Annotated in this window: 20 protein-coding genes; 12 read left to right on the top strand and 8 right to left on the bottom strand. The window is 63.4% G+C overall.

Annotated elements, in window-relative coordinates; translation table 11 throughout:
* Positions 1-3 precede the first annotated feature (3 nt).
* From E4662_RS07915 to E4662_RS07885, 7 genes are all read left to right on the top strand, one after another.
* The gene (locus E4662_RS07915) at positions 4-1527 is read left to right on the top strand and encodes a DUF4153 domain-containing protein (protein ID WP_136440985.1); all 1524 of its coding nucleotides are present in this window, start codon (positions 4-6) and stop codon (positions 1525-1527) included.
* A 22-nt stretch (positions 1528-1549) separates the two neighbouring features.
* Positions 1550-2221 (top strand): response regulator transcription factor, encoded by a 672-nt coding sequence (locus tag E4662_RS07910; RefSeq protein WP_136441058.1) that lies wholly within the window; start codon positions 1550-1552, stop codon positions 2219-2221.
* On the top strand, positions 2218-3183 hold the full coding sequence (locus E4662_RS07905) for a sensor histidine kinase (protein ID WP_136440984.1): 966 nt from the start codon (positions 2218-2220) through the stop codon (positions 3181-3183). The genes E4662_RS07910 and E4662_RS07905 overlap by 4 nt, the downstream gene beginning before the upstream one ends.
* Positions 3184-3417: 234 nt before the next feature.
* Positions 3418-5628: a catalase/peroxidase HPI gene (katG, locus tag E4662_RS07900; protein ID WP_136440983.1), complete on the top strand. Its 2211-nt coding sequence runs from the start codon at positions 3418-3420 to the stop codon at positions 5626-5628.
* Between the two features lie 144 nt (positions 5629-5772).
* The gene (locus tag E4662_RS07895; protein ID WP_168797927.1) at positions 5773-7740 is read left to right on the top strand and encodes a CRTAC1 family protein; all 1968 of its coding nucleotides are present in this window, start codon (positions 5773-5775) and stop codon (positions 7738-7740) included.
* A gap of 49 nt (positions 7741-7789) precedes the next feature.
* Positions 7790-9121: a cytochrome-c peroxidase gene (locus E4662_RS07890; RefSeq protein WP_240705147.1), complete on the top strand. Its 1332-nt coding sequence runs from the start codon at positions 7790-7792 to the stop codon at positions 9119-9121.
* Between the two features lie 200 nt (positions 9122-9321).
* A complete protein-coding gene (locus E4662_RS07885; protein ID WP_168797926.1) occupies positions 9322-10488 on the top strand; it encodes an iron-containing alcohol dehydrogenase in 1167 nt (388 codons plus the stop codon).
* Between the two features lie 14 nt (positions 10489-10502).
* On the opposite strand, the gene ribD is transcribed toward E4662_RS07885, so the two are convergent.
* The gene (ribD, locus tag E4662_RS07880) at positions 10503-11522 is read right to left on the bottom strand and encodes a bifunctional diaminohydroxyphosphoribosylaminopyrimidine deaminase/5-amino-6-(5-phosphoribosylamino)uracil reductase RibD (protein ID WP_136440980.1); all 1020 of its coding nucleotides are present in this window, start codon (positions 11520-11522) and stop codon (positions 10503-10505) included.
* On the bottom strand, positions 11491-11964 hold the full coding sequence (hisI, locus tag E4662_RS07875; protein WP_136440979.1) for a phosphoribosyl-AMP cyclohydrolase: 474 nt from the start codon (positions 11962-11964) through the stop codon (positions 11491-11493). Before hisI ends, ribD begins: the two co-directional genes overlap by 32 nt.
* A gap of 209 nt (positions 11965-12173) precedes the next feature.
* On the opposite strand from hisI, the gene E4662_RS07870 reads away from it, so the two are divergent.
* The 3 genes from E4662_RS07870 to E4662_RS07860 all read left to right on the top strand — a co-directional run bounded on the left by E4662_RS07870 (position 12174) and on the right by E4662_RS07860 (position 14947).
* Positions 12174-13508, top strand: coding sequence for a dihydroorotase (locus E4662_RS07870; protein ID WP_136440978.1), 1335 nt, complete (start codon positions 12174-12176; stop codon positions 13506-13508).
* Positions 13509-13584: 76 nt separating this feature from the next.
* A complete protein-coding gene (locus E4662_RS07865) occupies positions 13585-14442 on the top strand; it encodes a homocysteine S-methyltransferase family protein (protein WP_136440977.1) in 858 nt (285 codons plus the stop codon).
* Between the two features lie 121 nt (positions 14443-14563).
* A complete protein-coding gene (locus E4662_RS07860; protein ID WP_136440976.1) occupies positions 14564-14947 on the top strand; it encodes a nuclear transport factor 2 family protein in 384 nt (127 codons plus the stop codon).
* A gap of 2 nt (positions 14948-14949) precedes the next feature.
* Here E4662_RS07860 and E4662_RS07855 read toward each other — a convergent pair whose 3' ends face one another.
* The 5 genes from E4662_RS07855 to E4662_RS07835 form a co-directional block, all read right to left on the bottom strand.
* Complete coding sequence (locus E4662_RS07855) at positions 14950-17385, bottom strand: GcvT family protein (protein ID WP_136440975.1); 2436 nt, start codon at positions 17383-17385, stop codon at positions 14950-14952.
* Between the two features lie 129 nt (positions 17386-17514).
* A complete protein-coding gene (locus tag E4662_RS07850) occupies positions 17515-17922 on the bottom strand; it encodes a carboxymuconolactone decarboxylase family protein (protein ID WP_136440974.1) in 408 nt (135 codons plus the stop codon).
* Between the two features lie 45 nt (positions 17923-17967).
* The gene (locus tag E4662_RS07845; RefSeq protein WP_136440973.1) at positions 17968-18942 is read right to left on the bottom strand and encodes a quinone oxidoreductase family protein; all 975 of its coding nucleotides are present in this window, start codon (positions 18940-18942) and stop codon (positions 17968-17970) included.
* Positions 18942-19262, bottom strand: coding sequence for a DUF1330 domain-containing protein (locus E4662_RS07840; protein WP_136440972.1), 321 nt, complete (start codon positions 19260-19262; stop codon positions 18942-18944). Before E4662_RS07840 ends, E4662_RS07845 begins: the two co-directional genes overlap by 1 nt.
* A gap of 12 nt (positions 19263-19274) precedes the next feature.
* Entirely contained in the window at positions 19275-20312 is a 1038-nt protein-coding gene (locus E4662_RS07835) for a Leu/Phe/Val dehydrogenase (RefSeq protein ID WP_136440971.1), read from the bottom strand.
* Between the two features lie 125 nt (positions 20313-20437).
* On the opposite strand from E4662_RS07835, the gene E4662_RS07830 reads away from it, so the two are divergent.
* Positions 20438-20893 carry an Lrp/AsnC family transcriptional regulator gene (locus E4662_RS07830; RefSeq protein ID WP_136440970.1) on the top strand — a complete coding sequence of 152 codons (456 nt, stop codon included), beginning with the start codon at positions 20438-20440 and terminating at the stop codon, positions 20891-20893.
* Between the two features lie 14 nt (positions 20894-20907).
* Here the strand turns inward: E4662_RS07830 and E4662_RS07825 are convergent, their stop codons facing one another.
* A complete protein-coding gene (locus E4662_RS07825) occupies positions 20908-21801 on the bottom strand; it encodes a LysR family transcriptional regulator (RefSeq protein WP_136440969.1) in 894 nt (297 codons plus the stop codon).
* A gap of 89 nt (positions 21802-21890) precedes the next feature.
* Between E4662_RS07825 and E4662_RS07820 the strand changes: the two genes are divergently transcribed.
* Positions 21891-22898, top strand: coding sequence for a TAXI family TRAP transporter solute-binding subunit (locus E4662_RS07820; protein WP_168797925.1), 1008 nt, complete (start codon positions 21891-21893; stop codon positions 22896-22898).
* Positions 22899-22945: the final 47 nt, after the last annotated feature.

The following is a 22945-nucleotide window of genomic DNA, read 5'->3' as shown; positions in this document are numbered from 1 at the left end:
CTCATGGACAGTTTGACCCTGCGCGGCGTGCCGCGTGCCTTGGCGCGTGACGGATGGTGGCTGATGAGCGAAGAGGGGGCGGGCGTGCCGGACGGCGCGGCCCCGGCTCAGGCCTCGGGAAAATCCCTCTTGGAGCGCCTGCCACAGCGGCTCTTGCTGGTGCTGCTGGCGCTTGTTCTGCTGGCGGACCTGCTGTTCTGGGAAAGGGACGCGGGGCTGTCGCTGGCGCTCTATGCCTGGGCTGTGCTGGCGGGGTTCCTCGGTCTGGACAAGGCGCGGCGGGATTGGAAATTGCCGGTGCTGATCTGTGCGATGGGGAGCCTGCCGGTGATCGCCCATGTGCAATTCCTGTCGGTTCTGTTCCTGATGGCCGGGCTTCTGACGGCTCTGGCCTTGCTGCGTTGGCCCGAAGGAACCGCGCCCGGCGCGGTGGGCGGACAGGCGCTCCGGCTGTTCCTGAGCCTTTTCGGCGCGCCATTTGCCCCGCTGGTGGCAGGTTTGAAGGCCGTGGCGCGGGCCGGGCAGAGCGAGGCGGGTCTGCTGCCAAAACCCGAAGCGGGCGTGATGCGCGCGGCTTTGCGCAACTGGGCCATGCCCGTGGGCGGCGGGTTGATCCTGTTGAGCCTGATGGTCGAGGCGAACCCTGTGCTGGAACTGCGCCTGACCCAGATCACAACGTTTGATGTCTCCGGCGATCTGATCGGGCGCGCGGTTTTCTGGACCGGATTGGGGCTGCTGCTTTGGCCGTTGCTCACCGCCAGCCCGGCGACGCTTTCCATGCCGAAAGTGCCCGCCGGGTCGGCGGGGCTTGGGGTCAACGCTGGCTCTGTCTTGCGGGCGCTCTGGGTGTTCAACGGGATCCTTGGCGTGCAGACGCTGATGGACCTGACGATCTTTGTCGGCGGCGCGGGATTGCCGGATGGCATGAGCTATGCCGAATATGCGCACCGCGGGGCCTATCCGCTGGTGGCGACGGCGATGCTGGCCGGGGTGTTCGCCCTGATGGCGCGCCCTTTTGCCCATGAAAACAGCGCCCTGATGCCGCTGCTGATGCTCTGGCTCGCGCAGAACGTCGCGCTGTGCGCCTCCTCGGCGTTGCGGCTGGAGCTTTATGTGGAGGCCTACGGGCTGACCTATCTGCGGCTGCATGCCTTTGTCTGGATGGCGCTAGTTGCGGCGGGTCTGGGGCTGATCGGCTGGCAGATCATGGGGCAGCGCGACAACGGCTGGTTGTCGCTGCGGCTCCTGGGACTGGGCTTGATGACGGTCTATGCGGCCTGTTTCATCAACTTCGCGGAGATCGTCGCAGAGCAGCAATTGTCGCGGCCGGTGGCCTCGGTGGAAGAACTGGATATCTCTTACGTCTGCAACCTCGGGCCGATGGCAAACGATGCGCTGACCAAGGCCATGGAAGGCAACGAGGACATCGCGCGGGCGGTTTCCTATCGCCATTGCCGCGCCGAATACGCGCCTGCGTGGGACGGCTGGTGGGATTGGACTTTCCGCGCGTGGCGGGTTGCGCGATAACAAGCGGGGAGGCGTAGAGATGATGAAAATCCTTCTGGTCGATGACGACCCCCGCCTGCGAGAGCTGGTGCGCATGGCGCTGGAGCGGGCGGATTACACGGTGATCACCGCCGCAGACGGGCAGAGCGCGCTCACCCAGGCGGGCCGGGACGCGCCGGATCTGATCGTGCTCGACATTGGACTGCCGGAGATGGACGGGTTCGAGGTCTGCCGCCGGATCAGGGCCAGTTCCGAGGTGCCTATCCTCTTCCTGACCGCCCGCGACGATGAAATAGACCGGATTGTTGGGCTGGAACTTGGCGCGGACGACTATGTGACCAAACCCTTCAGCCCGCGCGAGTTGGTGGCGCGGGTGCGGGCGATCCTCAAGCGCACCCATGGCCGGGGGCAGGGCAGCGAGGCGCGGCATGGCGACCTGCGCCTTGACCGGGCGGCGCATCGGGTCTGGGTTGGCGAGGCGGAGATTGCGCTCACTTCGACGGAGTTTACGCTGCTGGACCACCTGGTGCGGCATCCGGGGCAGGTGCGCTCGCGCAGGCAATTGATCGAAGCGCATTGGGGCGCGCGTAGCCCGGTTTCGGATCGCACGCTTGATAGCCATTTGCGCAACCTGCGGCGCAAGCTGAGCGAAGCTGGCGCGCCCGAGGCACTGGAGACGGTGCACGGCGTGGGCATGCGGCTGGGCGGGTTATGAACGCGCGGCGCTGGCGGCCGTCGCTGGGGTTGGTGTTGGGCGGCGGGCTGGCGGGCACGCTGGTGCTCTCGCTCGCCGGGCTGGTGGTGTTCCGCTATCTCGGCCCGGCGATTGGCTATCAGAACGCGGCGATTTTGCTCGGGCTGATCATCGCGGCGGCGACAGCGTTTCTTGGCTGGCTTCTGGTGCGGCTGCTCTTGCGGCCTATTCATGCGCTGCAGAGCTACGCGGCGCAGGTGCAGGCGGACCCGCAGGCTGACACGCCGCCGCCGGGTCATTTCGGCACGCATGAACTGCACGCCACGGCGCAAAGCGTGATGGAGATGGCGGGCGTTCTGCGGGATCGCGAGCAAAGCCTGCGCAGCTATTCCGATCACGTGACCCATGAGATCAAGACGCCGGTTGCGGGCATCCGCGCGGCGGTGGAACTGCTCGAAGACGGTGGAGCGCTGGCGGCAGAGGATCGCGCGCTGGTGGATCAGATCAGCGGCGCGGGGCGGCAGATCGAAGGCCAGCTTGACGCTTTGCGGCAGGCGGCGCGGGCGCGCGAGGTGCGGTATGTCGGGGTGTCCTCCGTGGGGGCGGCGCTGGAGGCGGCAGAGCTTTCTGCCGAGGTTTCCGAGGCGGATCGGAGCGCGGAATTGCCCCTGTCCTTGCCGGGGCTGCGCGTGGTGCTGGAGCAGCTGATCGGCAACGCGCGGGCGCAAGGGGCAGGGCAGGTGACGCTGTCGGTGATGGAGCGGGCGGGCGCGCGGGTGCTGCGTGTGACGGACGACGGGCCGGGCATTTCGGACGGCAACCGCGCGCGCATTTTCGAGCCGTTCTTTACCACGCGGCGCGAGGCGGACGGGACGGGGATGGGGCTTTTTATCGTGCAAACGCTGCTCCGGGCCCACGGGGCGGATATCGCGCTTTGCCCGTCCGGGACAGGCGCGGTTTTCGAGATCACCTTTCGCGTGTGAAGCGCCCTCTCTTTCAATAAGAAATTCTTATCCTAACGATCCGATAATGCAATTTCCTCTGATCGTATAACTTTGATACGTTCTAAAGAGGAGATTCGTTCGGGAGGCGATGCTCTGTTGAAATTCATAGTTTTCAAAGCGTTGCCCCTGATCGGTGCCATTGGTGAATCCAAGCGAGGATTCGCCTGCAGCCAAGGCCAAAAGGCCCATCAACAGCGAGGATAGGAGAGAGACATGGATGGAAATGACGTCGGTAAATGCCCGGTCATGCATGGAAAACCGCTTGCCACCAATTTCGGTGTGCGCGGGAACAAGGACTGGTGGCCGAACCAGCTGAACCTCAAAATCCTGGCACAGAACAGCCCGGCGACCACCCCGCTTGGCGAATCGTTTGATTATGCCGAGGCTTTCAAGGGGCTCGATCTGGATGCGGTGAAGGCCGATCTGTATGCTCTGATGACCGACAGCAAGGATTGGTGGCCGGCGGATTATGGGCACTATGGCCCGTTTTTCATCCGCATGGCGTGGCACGCGGCAGGCACCTACCGGACCGCCGACGGGCGCGGCGGTGGCAACACCGGCAACCAGCGGTTTGCGCCGCTGAATTCCTGGCCGGACAACGGCAACCTCGACAAGGCGCGTCGCCTCTTGTGGCCGGTCAAGCAGAAGTACGGCAATGCGCTGAGCTGGGCCGACCTCTATATTCTCGCGGGCAACTGCGCGATCGAGAGCATGGGTGGCCGCACCTTTGGCTTTGGCGGCGGCCGTGCCGATATCTTCGAGCCGGAAGAGGACGTCTACTGGGGGTCCGAGGCCGAATGGCTGGCAGGCTCTGATGCGGAGAATAGCCGCTACAGCGGTGAGCGCGAGCTGGAAAACCCGCTGGCCGCCGTGCAGATGGGCCTGATCTATGTGAACCCTGAAGGGCCGGATGCGAACCCTGATCCGCTGCTCTCGGCTAGGGACATTCGCGAAACCTTTGCCCGGATGGCGATGAACGACGAGGAAACCGTCGCACTGACCGCCGGGGGTCATACCTTTGGAAAGGCGCATGGTGCCGGTGACGCGGGCCATGTTGGCGCGGAGCCGGAAGCCGGGGCCATGGAAGCGATGGGCTTTGGCTGGACCAGCGATTACCAGTCCGGCAAGGGCGTGCACGCCATCACCTCCGGCATCGAAGGGCCGTGGACCGCGAACCCGATCCAGTGGGACAACGGCTATTTCGACCTGCTGTTCGGCTATGAGTGGGAGTTGGTCAAATCCCCGGCGGGCGCGTGGCAGTGGCATCCGAAGGACCTGAAAGCTGAAGACCATGCACCGCAGGTGGATGGTTCGGGTGAGAAGGTCACGCCGATGATGACCACCGCCGATATGGCGATGCGCATGGACCCGGAATACGGCAAGATTTCCAAGCGCTTCCACGAGAACCCCGAGGAGTTCGCCGAGGCCTTTGCCCGTGCGTGGTTCAAGCTGACCCACCGCGACATGGGGCCGAAAGCCTGTTATCTGGGCAAGGAGGTTCCGGCGGAGGAGCTGATCTGGCAGGATCCGATCCCGGCAGTGGACCACGCTCTGGTTGACGCTGCGGATGTGGCTGATCTCAAAGCGAAAATCCTTGCGTCCGGTGTTTCGAGCGCGGATCTGATCAAGACAGCCTGGGCCTCTGCCTCCACCTTCCGCGGCTCTGACCGCCGGGGTGGTGCGAATGGCGCACGCATTCGTCTGGCACCGCAAAAGGACTGGGAGGTCAACGAGCCGGAGATGCTGGCCGGGGTGCTTGCGGCTCTGGAAGGCGTACAGGCAGCGTTCAACGGCGCGGCCTCAGGCGGCAAGAAAGTCTCTCTCGCGGACCTGATTGTTCTGGGTGGCTCTGCTGCCGTGGAACAGGCGGCCAAAGCCGGTGGGCATGACATCGAAGTGCCGTTCACGCCGGGCCGTATGGATGCCAGCGCCGAGCAGACCGATGCCGAGAGCTTCGAGCCGCTGGAACCGAAGGCAGACGGGTTCCGCAACTTCCTCGCCGGGGAATACTCCGTGGCCGCCGAAGAGCTGCTGCTCGACCGGGCGCAGCTTCTGACGCTCACCGCGCCGGAAATGACCGTTCTGGTTGGTGGCCTGCGGGTGCTGGGCGCGAACCACGGTGATGCCGCGCACGGGGTTCTGACGGACCGCAAGGGCACGCTTTCCAACGACTTCTTCGTGAACCTGATGGACATGAAGACAGAGTGGAAACCGGCGGGCGGTGGCCTTTACAACGGCCATGACCGCGCCAGTGGCGAGGTGACCTGCACCGGCACGCGCAGCGATCTGGTCTTCGGCTCGAACTCGCAGCTGCGGGCGATTTCCGAGGTCTATGCGCAGGACGATGCGGGCGAGAAGTTCGCGCGCGACTTCGTGGCGGCCTGGGTCAAGGTGATGGACGCGGATCGCTTCGATCTGGCGTAAGCCAAATTCGCAAGGCAGATGACAACCGCGCCCGGGGCAACTCGGGCGCGGTTTTTTGTGATCGGCGAGCCTGTTGAGTTTCCAGCGCTTTTGGCCAATGATTGCGGCGTTACCAGCCAAATCGTTTCAGCAGGACCAGACCCGATGACCGTGCCTTCTCTGCGCTCTTTGAGCCTCTCTTTTGTGGCTGCCATGGCCCTGCCGCTGAGCCTGACCCCCGCGCAGGCCGCAGAGGTCGTGTCCTCGGACCGGCCCGTGACGATCAGCGCACATCCGTTTGCGCCGCGCTCGCCGGGTTATGAGACGGTGTTTCAGGGCGTCGAGGCGCGCGAGCACGGCATCGACAAGCCGCTGGAATTCTCGATGAAGGACATGTGGCCGCCGTTCTGGGAAGGGCGGAGCCTGACCACCGGGGACATCGACAACGACGACGATCTTGATCTGGTGATCGCCTCCACGGATGCCGGGCTTTACATCTATCTCAATGACGGCTCCGGCCAGTTTTCTCGCATGGACGGGGATCTGGGGCCGGTGGCGGGCCTTGATATCTTCAACGCCGCCCTGGTGGATATCGACAACGATGGCTGGCTGGACATTTTTGCGGCGACTTACGTGGATGGCAACTTTGTCATTCGCAATGAGGGGGGCCGGTTTGACATGGCCAGCCCGCAATCGGTGAGCAACCGGGATGACGCGATGCTGACGATCTCGCTCAGCTTTGCCGATGCGGATCGGGATGGTGATCTGGACGTGGCCTTGGGCAATTGGGCCGCCGGATGGTATCGGCGCATTCCGGGTGAAGAGTCGCGCAACCGGTTGGTTTTCAATGAAAATGGCGTGATGGATGGCAGCGCGTACAAGGAACTGCCGGGGCTGCCGGGCGAGACGCTTGTCACGCTGTTCAGCGATATTGATCTGGATGGAAACACCGATCTGCTCTTTGGCAATGACTTCGAACTGCCCGATTACGTCTATCACGGCGACGGGCAGGGCGGGTTCACGGCCGTCACCCGCGAAGAGGGGCTGATCCCGCACACCACCAACACCACGATGGCGATCAAGACGGCGGATCTTTATAACGACGGCTCGCCGGAGATTTACTACGCGCAGATTGCCGGGCGCTCGTCGCGCGTGTCGGACAGGCTCAGGATGCAGCCTTTGACACAGTATTGCGAGAGCATTGCGCACGCCGAGACCAAGGCGCTCTGCGCGCGGAACATGGAGATCAAGACCTGGTACAAGTCCGGCAATCGTTTTGATCCGCGCTATGCGGATCGGTGTCAGGCGCTGGACGATCCGTTGAAGTCCGAATGCCTTGCGATGTCGGTCAAGGACTTGGCAATCCAGAAGAAAGACCCTTCGCTCTGCGCGCTGATCGCGGACGATCAGAAGCTGGCCAGGGACTTCTGTGAGGTGCATTTCAAGCCGTTCACCTCGCCGCTGATGGAGGTTTTTGACACCACGCTGCGCCAGATCATGCGCACCAACGTGCTGCTGACATGGGAAGAGGATCGCTATGTCGATACGGCGATTGACGCTGGGCTTGAGATAGGCGGCTGGTCCTGGGACACGAAGATCGCGGATTTCGACAATGACGGCTGGCAGGATGTGTTCATCGTCAATGGCACATGGGTGCCGAACGAAGTCAGCCCGTCGAACCTGTTTTACCGCAACATGGGGGACGGCTCGTTTGAAGAGTCGGCGATTGATTTTGGCCTGACCGATTACCTGATGACCTCTGCCGCGGTGCGGTTCGACATGGACAATGACGGCGATCTGGACATCATCACGCAGCCGGTGAACGGGCCGGTGATGCTCTATCGCAATGGCGCGCAGACGGGCAACGCACTGGCGGTGGATCTCAATGATGCGCATGGCAACCGTTTTGGCATTGGCGCGCGGATCGAAGTGATCTTGCCGGATGGCACGAAGATGATGCGTGAGATTCAGTCCGGGGGCGGGTTCATGTCTTTTGACGCGCCCGTCGCCCATTTCGGGCTTGGCGCGGCGCAGGAGATCACCGCATTGACCGTGGTCTGGGCCGATGGCGGGCGTACCGAGATTGCCGGTCCCTTGGCGGCTGGCGCGCGCTATCGTATTGTGCGTGAGTAACGCTATGTGTTGTTTTTGAGACCGGGGCATTCGCAAAAGGACAAGCCCAATGACATTGATGACCAAACCGATTGTAACGTCCTGCCTTGCGGCCATTTTTGCCGCGCCAGCTTTGGCGATGGACCTGCCGGAGCCTTTGAAGCTGGAGGATTTCATCCAGTTCGATCAGGCGCAGGTAGAGCTCGGGCAGCTCTTGTTTTATGACAAAGTGTTGTCTGGCAACCAGAATATCGCCTGCGCGACCTGTCACCACCACGATCTGAACAGCGCCGATGGTGTCAGTCTCGGCATTGGCGAAGGTGGTGCCGGGCTTGGGATGCGGCGCAGCGCCGGGGCGGGCGCGGATCAGATCATCGAGCGGGTGCCGCGCAATGCGCCGGGCCTGTGGAACCTCGGCCATAAGGATGTAGAGGTTCTGTTCCATGACGGGCGCGTGTCGGTGTCCGACGATTTCGGCAATGGGTTTCGCTCTCCGGCGTGGATTTTCCTGCCGCAGGGGCTGAACTCGCTGCTCGCGGCGCAGGCGCTGTTTCCTATGACGTCCGAGATCGAAATGGCGGGACAACCCGAAGAAAACCCGATCGGCGGGGCCGCCTATGACGCGCCGCATTATGTCTGGCCTCTGGTCGAGGAGCGCGTGCGGGCGATTGACGGCTATCTGCCTTTGTTCATGGACGCTTTTGACCATGTGGAGACGGCGGAAGACATCACCATCGTTGAGATAGTCAACGCCATCGCGGCCTTTGAAGGGACGGAGTTCCGCAACTTCGACAGCCCGTTTGACCAATATCTGAACGGGGAAGAGGATGCGCTGAGCGACGCGCAAAAGCGCGGCATGGCGCTGTTTTATGGCGAGGTTGGCTGCGCCACCTGCCATTCCGGCCCGCTGATGTCGAACCAAAGCTTTCAGGCGCTGGGCCTGCCGCCCTTTGGGCCGGGGATCACCACGTTGAATGATCCGATTGCCCGCGATGTGGGGCGGATGACAGTTTCGGACGATCCCGAGGACGCCTACCGCTTCCGCGTGCCGTTCCTGCGCAATGTCGCGCTGACCGCGCCCTACGGGCACAATGGCGCGATGCCGACGCTGGAGGCGATGGTGCGCCATCACCTTGATCCGGAGCAGAGCAATGCCGCCTGGCGCGAAGAGATGGCCAGCCTGCCGCCGGTGTCCTGGCTTGAGGAAGAGGATTTCATGCTGCTGGCGAACGCCGCGGAAACCGGGCGGATACGGGCAAAGATCGACATTGATCTGCCGGTTTTGAGTGATGCGGAGGTTGCGGATATCGTGGCATTCCTGCACGGGCTGACCGGCGAGACGGCGCTGCAGCGCCCCATGGGGCGTCCCGACACGGTGCCGAGCGGCTTGCCGGTGGATTGATCGGCGGCGGGCGCGTCGCTTCCCCTTGAGACAGCATTGAAACCGGCAGCCGCAGCCGGGCCGCCGGTTTGCCCTTGGCGCGGCAAGATCCGGGTATCGAAAGAAAAAGTTCGATTCAGACCGGGCCGTGTCGTTTTTCTCTGTTCAGACCAGCGGGTTCCGGTGAATGTTGCGGAATGAACAAACGGGAGGAGGCGCGAATGCAGCCATTCAACATGGGCCGTGTGCCGCCAGTTACATTTGGTGCGGGGCGGATGGCGAAAGTGCCGCAGATCGTGAGTGCCATGGGGGGCGGCCCGGTGTTGATCGTCTCCGACGCCATCCTGGCCGAGCTGGGTGTCACCGATCGGCTGATTGCGGGCCTTGCCGCGGAAGGCATTGCGTCCGAACTGGCAGCAGAGGTGTCCGGCGAGCCGAAGCAGGCCTTGGTGGATGCGCTCTGCGCCCGCGCCCGCGCCGCAAGCGCGCGGTTGGTGATCGGCATCGGCGGCGGCGCGGCCATGGATGCGGCGAAGCTGGTTGCGGCCATCGCGCCTTCAGGGCGGCCTTCGGAAGACTTCGCGCTTGCGGCCAATCCCTTGCCGGACAACGGCCTTCCGGCCATCGCGATCCCGACCACGGCGGGGACCGGATCGGAGGTCACGCGGACCTCCGTGATCTCGAAAGCGGATGGCTGGAAGATCTGGTTCTGGGGGGAGGAGCTGATGTTCGATCAGGCCGTGCTGGACCCGGAGCTGACCGTCAGCCTGCCGCCGCATCTGACGGCCTGGACCGGGATCGACGCGGTTGCCCATGCGCTGGAAGGCGCAACCGCGCGCAACACCAGCCCGGCGGGGCAACTCTATGGATTGGAGGCGCTGCGCATTCTCACAGAGGCTTTGCCGAAAGCGGTGGCTGACGGCGCGGACATCGAAGCGCGGGGCCGTGTGCTTTGGGCAAGCACCGTTGCGGGTCTCGCCCTGCACAATTGCAACACGCATATGGGCCATAACATCAGCCATGCGCTGGGCTCGCTGGTGCGGGTGCATCACGGTCTGGCGACGGGGCTGGGCCTAGAGGCCAGTCTGCCGTGGCTCGTGCAGCGGCCCGACGGGGCGGCCAACTATGCCAGCGCGGCCAAGGCGCTGGGCGGCGCGGAGAGGGCGGAGGCGCTGCCCGGTGCCTTGTCTGCGCTGATGCGCGCCTGCCAGATTTCCGAGGCGCTGCCTGCGGAATGCGCAGGTGTGACGGCGCAGGCGCTGGCAGCGGAGATGAAGAACGCGGCGAACCTCGGCATGGCACAAAACGCGGCCTGCCCGGTGAGCGCGGCGGACATCGACGACATGGCAGCGCTCATGATGGCCAAACCTGTGGCGGCGGCGGGGTAGTCCCGTGACCGGGGTCAGATGACCAGCGCGATGTCCGAGGGTTCCACCTCGGACAAAGGTTTGTGCACAAGCCCGCGCCGTTCCTCGAAGCCGGGGGAGATAATCCTGATCTCCGTCGCGATGCCGGGGCAGGCGGGGTCCGTGCAGAGCGTCTCGCGCAGGGAGACAAGCCCTTTTGGCCCCGCGCCGAGCTGCTCGCGAACCAGCCCTTTGATCCGCTGAATGTGGAAAAGGGTTTGCGCCTGCTGACCCGGTGACTGACCGAGCAGCGGCGGACTCAATGGCACAAATGGGTTGGGTGTGCTTGGTTTCGAAACGCGTTTCCGGGTTTCACGCAAGGCTGGCATCTGCCGCCACAGCGGATCGCTTTTCGGGATTGCCACGGAGGTGAGGCCAATGTCGCCCATGCGGCGCAGTAGCTGCGGCATGGGTTGTGGCGGCAGGTCAATCTTGCCCGAACGCATGGCCAGCCGTGCGCCCTGATCCGTGCTGGTCAGCAGCGCATCCAAGCCGGTCGGGATCTCCGTGACCGCCTTGCTCAGGGCCACAAGCTCCGGCAGGCCAGTGCGGACGCGGTGGAGGAAGCCGGACATGATGCGTTTCGCCTGATCCGCGCAGAGGCCGAGTGACACCGCGATACCGGCCTGTTTCAACGCCGCAAACCCGCCGCCGTTCACGCGCGGATCGGGATCCTGAAGGCAGCAGACGACCCGCGCGACCCCGGTCTCGATGATGATGTCCGTGCAGGGCGGGGTCTTGCCCCAGTGACAGCAAGGCTCCAGCGTGACGTAGAGCGTTGCGCCTTTGGCTGAAGTGCCCGCCGTTTCCAGAGCCTTGCGCTCCGCGTGAGGACGGCCGCCGGGATGGGTCGCCGCCTCGGCCAGAACCGTGCCATGCTTGACCACCACGCAGCCCACCGGAGGGTTTGGCCAGACAAGCCCGCGCGCGCCTTCGGCCAGCGTCAGCGCGCGCTGCATCCAGTGCTGATCGGGATCCGAAGGATCAGAGCTGGGTGGGGTTTGGGACGTCGCCATAGACAGCCACCGGATCGAAGGTCTTGTCGTCCTCGAGAAAGGTCAGCGGGCTGCCCGCGTCTTCCGCCGTTGGGACGGCACGGTAGAAACAGGACCGGTAGCCGACGTGGCAGGAGGCGCCGGAGCCCGTGACCGCAACCCGCAGCCAGATGGCGTCCTGATCGTCGTCAATCCGTGCTTCGACCACCTTTTGAACGAGGCCGGAAGTCGCCCCCTTGTGCCACAGCACTTGCCGCGCGCGGCTGAAGTAATGGGCTTCGCCTGTCTCGATGGTCAGACGCAGGGCCTCTTCGTTCATCCAGCCAAGCATCAGCACGTCGCCGGAGGCCGCATCGGTGGTGATGCAGGGCAGCAGCCCATCGGGCCCGAATTTCGGCGCGAAGTCTGTCCCTTCTTCGACCTGTTCCACGGATGTCCGTTCAAGGAATTGGACTGTGCTCATGGGCTCTCCCTTTCGAGATGTTATATCATAACGTTTCGCTCTTGGCCGAGTCGCGCCCTGATGTAAAGGGAAACCGGGGTGTCCTGACTGGCGAGATTCAAGAAACGGGTTTCAAACCGAAGCGTCATGTGATTGACGTGCAGGGAGTGCGCTGGCCCGCAGGGCTTGGCGCAGATGGGCCCTGATACAACGACAAGCGACCGAGAGACATGACACAGTTCGACACGATCTTCCGCAATGGCACCGTGGTTAACCAAGATGGCACCGGGGAGGCCGATGTCGCCGTGCAAGGCGGGCGCATCGTGGCGATTGGCGATCTTGGGGATGCCAGCGCAGAGAAGGTGGTGGACTGCAAAGGCCTGCACATCCTGCCCGGCGTGATCGACAGCCAGGTGCATTTCCGCGAGCCGGGGCTGACCCACAAGGAAGACCTTGAATCCGGCTCGCGCGGGGCCGTGATGGGCGGTGTGACCGGCGTTTTCGAGATGCCGAACACCAACCCGCTGACCACTACCCGCGAGACGTTCGAGGCGAAGATTGCCGCCGGGACCAACCGGATGCACTGCGACTTTGCCTTCTACATCGGCGGCACCCATGAGAATGTTGCGGACCTGCCGGAGCTGGAGCGCCTGCCGGGCTGTGCCGGGGTGAAGGTGTTCATGGGGTCCTCCACCGGCTCTCTGCTGGTGCAGGACGACAGCGGTGTGGAGGCCATCCTGAGCGCGATCAGCCGCCGCGCGGCCTTCCACAGCGAAGACGAATACATGCTTGAAGAGCGCAAGGACCTGCGCGTCGAAGGCGATCCGTCGAGCCACCCCGTGTGGCGTTCGCCCGAGGTCGCTTTGAACTGCACCAAGCGTCTTGTTGGACTGGCGCGCAAGACCGGCAAGCGCATCCACGTGCTGCATATCTCGACCGCCGAAGAGATTGTCTATCTCGCGGAGCACAAGGACGTCGCAAGTGTTGAGGTCACGCCGCATCACCTGACGCTGGACGAGACGGCCTATGACCGGCTTGGCACCTATGTGCAGATGAACCCGCCGGTGCGGGACAAGGCGCATCGCGCCGGGATCTGGGCCGGGGTGTCGAGCGGTGTTGCCGATATTCTCGGCTCCGACCACGCGCCGCACGTGCGCGAGGAAAAGGATGTGCCCTATCCCAAGAGCCATTCCGGCATGACCGGCGTGCAGACTCTGGTGCCGACGATGCTCGACCATGTGAACGCGGGCAAGCTGAGCCTTGAGCGTTTTGTCGACATGACGAGCCATGGCCCCAACCGCCTGTTTGGTATTGCCAACAAGGGCCGCATCGCCGTGGGCTATGACGCGGACCTGACGATTGTCGATCTCAAGCGGCAGGAAACCATCACCAACGACTGGATCGAAAGCCGCGCCGGATGGACGCCCTATAATGGGGTCAAGGTGACGGGTTGGCCCGTGGGCACCGTGGTGAGGGGCCAGACCGTGATGTGGCAGGGCGAATTGGTGACGCCGGGCATAGGCCAGCCGATCCGTTTCCTGGAGGCGCTGCCGAAAGGGGCCTGATCCGGGCTCATCGGAAATCATTTGACCTGTGCCTGCGCGCGCGCCATGTGCGAGCGACAGGGATGGGAGATATCCGATGATCACGATTCTCGATGGCGGCATGGGGCAGGAGCTGATCGCGCGGAGCGCGGCAGAGCCGACGGCGCTGTGGTCCACCAAGGTGCTGCTGGATGAGCCGCATCTGGTGCGCGCGGTGCATGACGATTTCTTCGCCGCCGGGGCCACGGTGGCGACAACCAACAGCTATGCCATTCACCATGACCGGCTGATCCGCGCCGGGATCGACGATCAGTTCGAAAGCCTGCACCGCGCCGCCTGCGAGATTGCCTGCGCGGCACGCGATGCGGCGGGTGGTGGTCAGGTTGCCGGGGCCATCGGGCCATTGGTCGGCTCTTATCGGTCTGATCCATTGCCGGAGGACGCGGTCGAACGGTTTGCCGAAGTGTGCGGGGTGCAGGCACCGCTTGTCGATCTGTTCCTGATCGAGACGGCCTCGACGCTTGAACAGGTCCGTGCCACGCTGGCCGGTGCCAAGGGGCAGGGCAAGCCGGTCTGGCTGGCGGTTTCCGTGGATGACCAGGACGGGACAAAGCTCCGTTCCGGCGAGCCGCTGGAGGCGGTGATGGGCTGTTGTGACGGGGCGGATGCGCTGCTGATCAACTGCGCCACACCCGAAGCGGTCAGCACGGCTGTGGACATGATCAAAGGGGTGGATCTGCCGTTTGGGGCCTATGCAAACGGCTTTACCGGGATCAATCCGCGCTTTGTGCAGGCGGGCGCGACGGTCAAGGAACTCTCGGCGCGCAAGGATCTGACGCCTCAGGCGTATGCGGCCTTCGCCGAAGACTGGGCGCACAAAGGGGCCACGATCATCGGCGGATGCTGCGAGGTTGGCCCGGCGCATATCGCGGAACTGGCGCGGCGTCTGACCTGACGGCAGATGCGTGCGGGTGTGGGCGGGCCCGGCCGAATGTCTTGCTTTGCTGCCTTGCCAGAGGCCCGCTCTTGGGGCGAAGCTGGCGGCATTGCCCTGAAAACGGCCCCTGGAGGTATGAATGCCAAGCCTAGAAGAGAACAAACGCAATGTCATCGCCTTCTACGAGATGATGTTCAACGCGTGCAAACCGGCGGAGGCCATCGAGACCTATGCCGGGGACAGCTATCGCCAGCACAACCCGCATGTGGGCGACGGCAAGGCGGCGTTTGTCGCCTATTTCGAGCGCATGGCGGCGGAGTATCCGGGCAAGCGCGTGGAAATAAAGCGTGCCTTTGCCGAAGGGGATCACGTGATCCTGCACTGCCACCAGATCTGGCCCGAGGGGCTGGAATATGCGGGCATGGACATCTTTCGTCTCGATGAGGCGGGCAAGGTTGTCGAGCATTGGGACGTGTTGCAGGTGCTGCCGGATCACAGCGAAAACGACAACGGGATGTTCTGAGGCTAGCTCTGCATGAGCTGGTGGTCCGGATCGTAGGGCGACGGCGCGATCACCGTGGCCGGGATCATCACGCCGCAGAGGTCCAGATCCGCCGTGGAGCCAATGGGCGCAAAGGAAGGATCGACAAAGGCATAAGCAAGGTTCTTGCCCACGCGGTACCCCCAGCCGCCGGACGTCACGGTGCCAACCACTTTGCCATCTGCCATCAGTGAGGCACCGCCGTGGGCGGGCGCGGTGGTGCTGTCGAACTCCAGGGTGACAAGCTGTTTGCGTGCGCCTTCACCGCGACGGCGGGACAGCGCCGCCTTGCCGATGAAATCGCCCTTGTCCATGCGCACGAAGCGGTCGAGCCCGGTCTCATAGGGGTCAAACTCGGTGATCAGATCGGCTTTCCAGTGCAAAAAGCCCTTCTCCATCCGCATGGACTCCACCGCCCGCGCGCCAAAGAGGCCCAGCCCATGCTCTTTGCCTGCTTCGCGCAGGGCAAGGTAGGCGGCGTAGAGCGAGGCGTTGGGGACGTGGATCTCGTAGGCCAGTTCGCCGGAGAAGCTGACCCCCATGACCGTGGCCGGGGCAAAGCCGATGAAACACTCGCGCACCGACAGCCACGGGAAGGCGGACGCGGACCAGTCTTCGCGGCTGACCGATTGCATGACCGCGCGCGCCTTGGGGCCTGCCAGAACCAGGATCGTGTAATCATTGGTCAGGCTTTTAAGCTGAACGTCTTCACCGTCTCGCAGATGGGCGCTCAGCCAGTCGAAATCATGCCATTCCGCCGCCGCCGCCGAGCCGAACCAGACCCGCGCGGGGCCTTTGTCCGAGGCGGGGAGATTGGCAACGGTGGCTTCCGCCTTGATCATGCCGTGATGGTTCAGGAGATAACCGAGACCCACACGCCCGTCGCGTTTTGGCACAAATCCACAGATCATCCGGTCAAGGAACGCGTGACGATCCGCGCCGGTGATTTCGATGCGGTTGAAGCCGTTGACTTCGGCGAGGCCAACGCGGGTTTGCACGGTGCTTACCTCGGCACCGACAAGATCGAAGGTCTCGTCAAAATCGAAGGTCAGGCTGGGGTGAAAATCAGCGGCAGGCTTGATGTAATCGACCCGCTCCCAGCCGTTCACCACGGTGAACTCCGCGCCTTCGGCAGCCATGACCGGGGTCAGCGGCGTGGTCTTGGCGGAGCGGCCTGCGGGGCGGTGTTCATGCGGGAAATGGAAGCGGAATTCGTTCTGGTAATCCTCGATCGCCTTGAGCGCGGTCAGTTCCACATTGGCGTGGCCGGTGAAGCGGCGGGGATCGAGGCACCATGTGTCATAGCAGGCCTCGCCGTGCACGATCTGTTGCGCCAGAAGCCAGCCATGCCCGCCACCTTCGCCCACACCCGCGCGCAGGCCAATGATGCAAAAGGCGTTGCGCTTGCCCGGGATTGGCCCCACCAGCGGCGCGCCGTCGATGGTGTAGGTGATCGGCCCGTTGACCACTCGTTTGATGCCGACCTCTGTCAGCACGGGCATACGCTCAAAGGCCCCTTCAAGCACATCCATGACCCGGTCGAGATCATCCGGGCACAGGTCATTGGCAAAGCTCGGGCTGATCCCGTCCATGCCCCATGTCTTGCAGCCCTGCTCGTAGAAGCCGACCAGAAGGCCGTTCTTTTCCTGCCGCGAGTAATAATCCGAGATCGGGCAGCGCAGGAGCGGCATGCGGTGGCCAGCGTCGGCAATGGCGGGGATGTCTTCGGTGACGAAATACTGGTGCTCCATGGAAGCGACCGGATGGTGCACCCCCATCATCGCCGCCACCTCGTTCACGCGGTAGCCGCAGGCGTTGACCACAATGTCGGCGTCGATGCTGCCTTTGGCGGTCTCAACCGTCCATGTGTCATCGGCGTGCTGTGTGAGGGCGGTCACGGGGGTGTGGCGGTAGACCTCGGCTCCGGCTTTGCGGGCGTGGAAGGCGAGGGCCTGGCAAAGCTGCGCCGGGTCAATGTCGCCATCCTCGCCATCCCAGAGCCCGCCGACGAGGTTCTCGGTGGAAATCAGCGGATGGCGGCGGGCGCATTCTTCGGCGTCGATCACCTCGAACTCCACCCCCATGCCCCGCGCCATGGAGGCAAAATGCCTGTACCCTTGCATCTGTGCTTCGGTGTTGGCGAGGCGAATGCCGCCGTCGCCGTGGTGATAGCCCACCGGGTAGTCCGCGTCATCGCGCAGCTTCTTGTAGAGCGCCACGGAGTGGGATTTCAGGCCGACCATGGTCTGGTTCATGCCAAAGTTCGTCACCTGCGCGGCGGAGTGCCACGTGGTGCCGGAGGTAAGCTCATCGCGCTCGATCAGCACCACGTCGCTCCAGCCTTCCTGGGTCAGGTGGTAGAGCGTCGAGCAGCCGGCAATGCCGCCCCCAATGACAACGACTTTTGTGCGCGATTTCATGCGTGCCTCCGGATCAACTGCGCTCCACTGGGGAAAAATATCCCCGTGTTGGCAACCGCTTCCAGCGCTATTTCTGTTTTTCGAAAACGCCTTTCGGGATTTGCAAAACCGGGGATGGGCGGCACGCGCCTATTCGGCCTGAAACTCGGGATCTGTTGGCACTTGCAAAGCGGTGGCCAGATGGTTGGTGCTGGCGGCCAGCGCGATGATCTGCAAAAGCTCGCCATGTTCCTCGGGCGTCATGCCTTTGGCCTGGGCGGCGGCGGTGTGAGAATGCACGCAGTATTCGCAATTGTTGGCGACGGAGACAGCGATATAGATCATCTCGCGGGTCTTTGGGTCGAGCGCGCCGGGGGTCGCCATCAGGGACTTCACGCTCTCCCAGGTGCGTTTCAGCCCGGCGGGATCCGCTGCCAGCGCGCGCCAGATGTTGTTGACGAAATCGGAGCCGCGGGTTTCGCGGATGTCGTCAAACACCGCCTTGATCGCCGGGTTTGCCTCGGCTTCGGCATCGGTCACGAGGGGGACAACGGACATGGGCTTTTTTCCTTTCCATTCAAAAGGCCCGCCCAGCCATAAGGATCAGGGGATCAGGATGAGCGAGCCGCCGCCTGTCATGCTTTCCAGAATGTCATGCGCCCGGGCCGCCTCTTCAAGCGGAATTGGCGTAGGGGCGGGGGCCTGAAGCTGACCGGAGGCGAATTTCGCAAGGGCTTTGCCTGCCATGGCCTGATACTGAGCGGGATCGCGCAGGTAATGGAAGAGGATCGGCCGGGAGATGGTCAGGGACTTGGTGGCAAGCGTGCTCATCAGGATCGGATCAATCGGGCCGGAGGACTGGCCGAAGTTCACCAGATGTCCGCAAAACGCCAGCGCCTCGATGGACCCGGCAAAGGTGTCCGCGCCCACGGAATCGTAGACCACATCCACGCCTTGCCCGCCGGTGATCTTGGACACGGCCTTGGTGAAATCGACCTCGCGGTAGAGGATCGTATGGGCGCAGCCGCTGGCCTTGGCGATTTCGGCCTTTTTCTGCGAGCCGACGGTGCCGATCACCGTCGCGCCGAGACCTGCCAGAGCCTGACACAGCATCCGCCCCACGCCGCCCGCTGCCGCGTGGACAAGGACGGTCATGCCCGAGGAGATGGTGCAAACCGGCCCGGTGAGCATTTCCACCGTCATGGCGCGCAGCAGGTTCGACGCGGCGGTCTCGTCCGAAACGGCGTCGGGCAGGGGTACGGCCAATGCGGCAGGCAGCACCCTGTGCGAAGCATAGGCGCCGTATTGCCCGGTGACATAGGCCACGCGGTCCCCGACAGCGATCCCCTCGACGCCATCCCCAACCGCTTCGACCACGCCAACCGCCTCGCATCCGGGAATGCCGGGCAGGGCAAGCGTTTTGTACAGGCCGGAGCGGACGTAGACGTCGTGGAAATTGACGCCAATGCCGGTTTGCCGGATGCGCAGCGCGCCGGGTTCGGGCGTGCCGACGTCGATGGACTCGCAGGTCAGAACCTCCGAGCTGCCGTATGTGCGGAGTACAATTGCCTGTGCCATCAGAGTTTCGGGTCCGGGTTTTCGGTGTTGTCACCCCCTTCCTGCAGCAGCAGGTGGGTCATTGTCGAGGCCGCATGGCGAAAGGCCATGGCCTCCTGATACTCCGGATCCCTGAACCAGGCCTCGACATCCGCCTTCGACGGAAATTCAAGGATCACCAGACGTCCGTCAAAGGGCTGCCCTTCCACGCAGGTGAAGGGCTCGCCCCGGGTCAGGAACCGGCCGCCGTATTTTTTGACGATGGGCGGCGTCCGGTCCGTGTATTGCCGGTAAGTTTCCGCATCGTGAATGGTCATCATCGAGACAACATAGGCCGGCATGGGTTTGCTCCCTTATGACGTGACCCGCTCAAGCGCCATGGCGTCGGCGATCTCGGAGCTTGGCTTTTGCTCAAACGCCGCGCGGTTGAGGATGTCCTTGATGGTCTCCTTGAGACCTTCGATCTGTTTGACGGACGCCGCGCGCGACGGCTCGGAGAAGATCACCGTGGCCGCACCGATGATCCCGCCTGCGTTCACCACGTAGTCTGGCACATAGGCGATGCCAGCCTGCCGCAGCATCTCGCCGTGACGATTCTCGGCCAGTTGGTTGTTGGCCAAGCCGCAGATGGCCTTGGCCTTGATCTCCGGAATGGTCTGATCGTTCATCCCGGCCCCGAGCGCGCAGGGGGCAAACACATCCACGTCCGCCGAATGGATGCGGTCCGGTGCCATTGCGGTTGCCCCGAACTCCGCCACGGCGCGGTCCACAACATCGCTGCGCACATCTGCCACCACCAGCTTGGCTCCGGCCTCGTGCAGGTGGCGGGACAGGGCGAACCCGGTCGCGCCAAGCCCCTGAACGGCCACGCGCAGACCTTGCAGATCAGCCCGGCCAAGCGAGGCTTCGGCCACGGCCTTGATGCCGACAAACCCGCCAAGCGCGGTGAAGTTGGAGGGGTTGAACCCCGGCTTATACTGCGAGGCGCGGCAAAAGATGTAGTCGCAGCGCTCTGCCATAATGTCCGCGTCTTCGGGGCCAACACCGATGTCAATCGCCGTCCAGTAGCGCCCGGCCAATGATTGCACATGGGCGGCAAAGGCGCGCAGAATCTCCGGCTTTTGGGGATTGGTCGGATCGGCAATGATCACGCATTTCCCGCCGCCCAGAGGCAGGCCCGCGACCGCGCTTTTGTAGGTCATGCCTCTCGACAGGCGCAGCACATCCGTCAGGGCCTCGGCATCGGAGGCATAGGGGTGCATCCGGCAACCACCCGCCGCTGGCCCGAGCGCGGTGGAATGCACGGCGATGATGGCTTTCAGGCCGACCGACGGGTCGCTGCAGAAAATGACCTGTTCGTGGTCGTCGAAATCGGGGTGATCGAAAAGCATGGTCTACCTCCTGTTTGACCTTGAGGCAGGGTACGGTCTTTTTGCGGGTGAAACATTGCTTTCTGATCCGTTTGGGGATCAATGTTGAATGAGAGTCTCTAATTTTTCGAGTTAAGGTGGGGAAAATGACTAACGTCGTTCTGGATGGTACCGACAGGAAGATCGTCGCGGTTCTCGCCAGGGAAGGTCGGATATCGAACCTTGAACTGGCGGATCGCATCGGTTTGTCGCCGACACCTTGCAGCCGGAGGGTGAAACGGCTGGAGGAAGAGGGGGTGATCATGGGTTACGGCGCCCGGATCAACCCGGCGGCCATGGGGCAGAGCATCAGTGTCATGGTGCAGGTCCGCCTTTCCCAGCAGGCACCCGCAGACATAGACGCCTTCATGTCCGCCGTGCAGCGCCTGCCCCAGATCACGGAATGCCTGCTGGTCACCGGTGATCTCGACTACGTGCTGAAGGTGCAGACGCGGGATGTGGAGGCGCTGCGGGACTTCGTGCTCAAGGAGTTGAAGGCGATCCCGAGCGTGGCGGAAACCTCCACCATGCTGATCCTGGACGTGGCCAAGTCGACCGTGTGACGGGGCGCGGGCTCTCAGAGGTCCTGCGACAGCGTGGACAGGAACCTGTTCACCATCGGATTGGCCGGTGATTTTGTCGGACGGATTGCGCCGAGCGGGCGATGGAACTGCGGGTGATCGAAGTCGAGAAAGACCAGCCGGTCCTCAAGGTATGAGCCGGTGGTGGCGCGCGGCATGGTCGTGATCAGATCGGTCTCGCCCACGATTTCCAGCACGGAGCGAATGGAGTCGGTCTCGCAGACGATATGCATGGATTTGATCCCGGAGGCGGTCATGGCCGCTTCGGTTTGCTGGCGCAGCAGGCTGCCGCGCGAATGCACCAGCCAGACCTGCGCCTCAAGGTCCGAGGGCATGATCTGTTTGCGCGTGGTCAACGGGTGTCCGGTGCGGCACAGGATGCCGACGCGGTCATCAATGAGCGGCTCGAAATCCAGACCATCGGATGGGTCAGCGAGGCTTTGCGGACCGAGGACCACATCGACCTGCCCGCGCTCCAACATGCTGCGCAACTCGTGCACCAGCCCGGTGCGCATTTCGACAACGCAATTGGGGTTCTCGCGGATGAACCCGGCAAGGGCGGTGCTGAGAAAGCGGCCCGCCACGATGGGCGGCGCGCCGATGCGCAACTCTCCCACTGCGCCTTGCGAAGACTGATCGGCCAGAATGCTGGCCTGTTCTTCGGCGAGGCGAATGGCCTGCCCATTGCGGGCAAGGCGCAGGCCGAGCGCGTTGGGCACGGATTTGCGGCCATCGCGGTTGAACAGCGTAGCCCCGAGCCGCGCCTCCAGCGCCTTCATGTTGCGGCTCAGGGCAGGCTGGGTCAGGCCGATGCGATCCGCCGCCGTCTGAAACGATCCGGCCTCCACGATGACCGAGAGTTGCGCGAGGTGCTTTGGGTCAAGTTTCATAGCAATTCGTTATGTAATGGCCTGCATGTTTGATTACTATAAATATAACTCCGCTGCTAATGTTCTCTGCAAATGTCAGGGAGGACACCATGTACAACTTCAGGAAAATCACGGCTGCGGCGGCGGTGGTGGCGTCTGCGGCCTTGGTCCCGGCTGCGGCAACGGCGCAAATCTTCAAGGGGGAGACCGCCGGTGTGGGCGATCCGGTCCACACGATGTTTGTGACCTTCGCCAATCAGGCCGGCAAGGCGGATGTGGAGATCCAGGTGAATGCCGGTCAGACGCTGACGAAATCCATGCTGAAAGGCGGGCGACAGGAGATTGACTTTTTCTCGACGGTGCCGTCGCTGGTCAACCTGATGAAGGGCCAGAAGCGCATGTATGAAAAGGTTGGCGACGCGGCGGAGGCCGCCGGTCAGCTGCGCGCGATCCTCGGGTTCAAGGCGGGGGCCTATCATCCGGTGACGCTTGCCGGTTCCGGCATCGAAAACTGGGAAGACCTGAAGGGTAAGACCATCTTCACCGGCCCTCCTGCCGGGTCCGCCTCGGCCACCTCCGAGGCGCTGATCAAGATCATCACTGGCTATGAGGCGGGCAAGGATTACGAGGCCGTGCGTCTGAGCTGGGGCGAGGGGTACGCCGCGCTTGCGGACAAGAAAATCGACATGATGGTGCGCCCGGCCGAGATCGGCTCGTCCAAGATCGAGCAATTCGGACTGTCGGGCGAGTTCCGCATCCTGTCCATTCCTGAAGCGGTTGTCAGCTCGGAAGAGATGCAGGCGCTGTTCGGGCGTCCGGGGCGCGGCATGCTGCAGTTTGACGGCGGCGTCTACAAGGGGCAGCTGACCGGGGGAGAGATCACCGCGCTGGGCTTCACGCAGTTTGTCGGCACCCATACCGGGGTGGATGAGGATGTTGTCTATGCGGCGACCAAGGCGTTTTGGGACAATCTCGACGAGGTGCATGCCACCGCATTTTTCCTCAAGGATGTCACGGCTGAGAGCGCCTTTACATCGGTGAATGTGCCGCTCCATCCCGGCGCTGTGCGCTATTATGACGAAGCGGGGATCGCGATCCCCGATGCGCTGCGCCCGTAACCGATCCTGCGGGAGGGCTGCCCCGGTTGTCCTCCCTCATGCTGACC

The organism is Pacificoceanicola onchidii (genome assembly GCF_004804335.1).
Classification (GTDB): domain Bacteria; phylum Pseudomonadota; class Alphaproteobacteria; order Rhodobacterales; family Rhodobacteraceae; genus Pacificoceanicola; species Pacificoceanicola onchidii.
This window is presented reverse-complemented; position numbering and strand designations above follow the sequence as displayed.

Coding starts and splice junctions, on each gene's coding strand:
- E4662_RS07915 (WP_136440985.1), top strand. CDS start 4: ATGGACAGTTTGACCCTGCGCGGCGTGCCGCGTGCCTTGGCGCGTGAC.
- E4662_RS07910 (WP_136441058.1), top strand. CDS start 1,550: ATGAAAATCCTTCTGGTCGATGACGACCCCCGCCTGCGAGAGCTGGTG.
- E4662_RS07905 (WP_136440984.1), top strand. CDS start 2,218: ATGAACGCGCGGCGCTGGCGGCCGTCGCTGGGGTTGGTGTTGGGCGGC.
- katG (WP_136440983.1), top strand. CDS start 3,418: ATGGATGGAAATGACGTCGGTAAATGCCCGGTCATGCATGGAAAACCG.
- E4662_RS07895 (WP_168797927.1), top strand. CDS start 5,773: ATGACCGTGCCTTCTCTGCGCTCTTTGAGCCTCTCTTTTGTGGCTGCC.
- E4662_RS07890 (WP_240705147.1), top strand. CDS start 7,790: ATGACATTGATGACCAAACCGATTGTAACGTCCTGCCTTGCGGCCATT.
- E4662_RS07885 (WP_168797926.1), top strand. CDS start 9,322: ATGCAGCCATTCAACATGGGCCGTGTGCCGCCAGTTACATTTGGTGCG.
- ribD (WP_136440980.1), bottom strand. CDS start 11,522: ATGGCGACGTCCCAAACCCCACCCAGCTCTGATCCTTCGGATCCCGAT.
- hisI (WP_136440979.1), bottom strand. CDS start 11,964: ATGAGCACAGTCCAATTCCTTGAACGGACATCCGTGGAACAGGTCGAA.
- E4662_RS07870 (WP_136440978.1), top strand. CDS start 12,174: ATGACACAGTTCGACACGATCTTCCGCAATGGCACCGTGGTTAACCAA.
- E4662_RS07865 (WP_136440977.1), top strand. CDS start 13,585: ATGATCACGATTCTCGATGGCGGCATGGGGCAGGAGCTGATCGCGCGG.
- E4662_RS07860 (WP_136440976.1), top strand. CDS start 14,564: ATGCCAAGCCTAGAAGAGAACAAACGCAATGTCATCGCCTTCTACGAG.
- E4662_RS07855 (WP_136440975.1), bottom strand. CDS start 17,385: ATGAAATCGCGCACAAAAGTCGTTGTCATTGGGGGCGGCATTGCCGGC.
- E4662_RS07850 (WP_136440974.1), bottom strand. CDS start 17,922: ATGTCCGTTGTCCCCCTCGTGACCGATGCCGAAGCCGAGGCAAACCCG.
- E4662_RS07845 (WP_136440973.1), bottom strand. CDS start 18,942: ATGGCACAGGCAATTGTACTCCGCACATACGGCAGCTCGGAGGTTCTG.
- E4662_RS07840 (WP_136440972.1), bottom strand. CDS start 19,262: ATGCCGGCCTATGTTGTCTCGATGATGACCATTCACGATGCGGAAACT.
- E4662_RS07835 (WP_136440971.1), bottom strand. CDS start 20,312: ATGCTTTTCGATCACCCCGATTTCGACGACCACGAACAGGTCATTTTC.
- E4662_RS07830 (WP_136440970.1), top strand. CDS start 20,438: ATGACTAACGTCGTTCTGGATGGTACCGACAGGAAGATCGTCGCGGTT.
- E4662_RS07825 (WP_136440969.1), bottom strand. CDS start 21,801: ATGAAACTTGACCCAAAGCACCTCGCGCAACTCTCGGTCATCGTGGAG.
- E4662_RS07820 (WP_168797925.1), top strand. CDS start 21,891: ATGTACAACTTCAGGAAAATCACGGCTGCGGCGGCGGTGGTGGCGTCT.